This is a genomic window from Frigoribacterium sp. MEB024 (assembly GCF_000878135.1).
GTDB lineage: Bacteria > Actinomycetota > Actinomycetes > Actinomycetales > Microbacteriaceae > Frigoribacterium.
The window spans coordinates 1-1,036 of sequence record NZ_JXQZ01000130.1 but is presented as its reverse complement, the minus strand read 5'-3'; the positions used below and the strand labels follow the sequence as shown (position 1 = coordinate 1,036).

The window sequence follows — 1,036 nt, the reverse complement described above, 5'->3', positions numbered from 1 at the left end:
ACCCGGCCGCCTCGCCGCCCCGCCACCCCGCCACCCGGCCGCCCGGCCGCCCGGCCGCCTCGCCACCCCGCCACGAAGTACACATCCCGCCACGGGAAAAGGTGGCGGGATGTGTACTTCGTGGCGGCGTGGGCGCCGTTCGAGGGTCAGGAGGCGCGGTGCGGCCGGTCAGTCGCCCGCCGGTGGGTCGGGCAGCACGAGTTCACGGTCGCCGAGGGGCGCCGAGAGGGGCACGTGCACGATGCGGAGTTCGTCGGCGTCGGGCTTCGTCAGCGGGTTCGACGTGCCGCAGCGCAACGGCGCGCCCTGGAACCGGATGGTCGAGACGCCCGTCACCGCCACCGAGACCTCGTCGGCACCCTCCTCGACGAAGACCGTCCCGGGCTGACAGCTGCCCTGCCGCACGGCGACCACGACGTCACCGTCGGCCAGGTCTCCGCCCAGCTCACCGAGGTCGTCACGCCCGACGACCTTCGCCTGCCACACCGGCAGCCCCTGTTGCTCGCCCGCGCTTCGCGACATGACACCGGCCGCGCTGGTCGTCTGCTCGACGTCGGGGTCGAGGTCGATCTGCAGGTCGCCGTAGGACGAGAAGACGCCGATGTCCCAGGCGTCCTGCAACGACTCGCGCGCCTCCGCTTGTCGCTGCGCGGTGAAGCCCCAGAACCCGAAGCCGACCGAGAGAACGATCAGGATCACGCCCGAGACCCGGGTGTAGCGGATCAAGAGGTCGCTCGGCTCGGCCCGGTCGCCGTCGCGCACCTGCCAGCGCGAGCCGAACAACATGGCGCGGGGCGGCGCGACCAGGCACCAGACTCCGGCCAACACCCCGACGACGGATATCCATAACATGACCGAACCCTATCGAGCCGGTCGGATGCCCTCACGTCTCGCAGGTCAGCAACGGCCTGCCCGCCTGCCGACCGGCAGCCGGCCCGCCCGCCGCCCAGCCCGCCAGCCGACCAGCCCGCCACGAAGTAAACATCCCGCCACGCAAAAAGATGGCGGCATGTTTACTTCGTGGCGGGAAGGCCCG

1 protein-coding gene is annotated in these 1,036 nt (G+C 71.7%); it reads right to left on the bottom strand.

Translation table 11 applies throughout. From position 1 onward, the window contains the following. Positions 1 to 168: 168 nt before the first annotated feature. Entirely contained in the window at positions 169 to 852 is a 684-nt protein-coding gene (locus tag SZ60_RS15755) for a hypothetical protein (protein ID WP_156155644.1), read from the bottom strand. Positions 853 to 1,036: the final 184 nt, after the last annotated feature.

Bases quoted from the DNA above. Each gene is read 5' to 3' on its own strand.
- SZ60_RS15755 (WP_156155644.1), bottom strand. From the start codon at position 852: ATGTTATGGATATCCGTCGTCGGGGTGTTGGCCGGAGTCTGGTGCCTG.